The 255-nt window shown below is 71.8% G+C and carries 1 pseudogene; it reads left to right on the top strand.

The features are described 5' to 3' along the window. Nucleotides 1–2: 2 nt before the first annotated feature. Nucleotides 3–255 (top strand): annotated as a pseudogene (locus IZR01_RS49750) (helix-turn-helix domain-containing protein); the annotation flags it as partial.

Below are 255 nucleotides of genomic sequence, written 5' to 3'. Positions count from 1 at the left end.
GGATCACCACGACAGGGGTGCATCCGGCCTCGATGATCCGGCGGGCACGGGTCCTGCTGGCGTTGGACACCTCGATGGGCCCAGAGGATCTCAAGGAGGTGATCGCGGCCCGGCTGGAGGTCTCGGGCGAGACGCTGCGGCTGGTGGCCAAGCGGTTCGCCGACACCGGCGGCGACGTGTGGGCCACGGTCGGCCGCAAACAGCGGGCGTTCCCGCCGGTGGCCTCGCCGGTGACCGGAGAAGTCGAGGCCAGGC

Source organism: Catenulispora pinisilvae (genome assembly GCF_015356865.1).
Classification (GTDB): domain Bacteria; phylum Actinomycetota; class Actinomycetes; order Streptomycetales; family Catenulisporaceae; genus Catenulispora; species Catenulispora pinisilvae.
The sequence above is the reverse complement of the archived record's forward strand: the minus strand, read 5'-3'. Positions and strand labels throughout refer to the sequence as shown.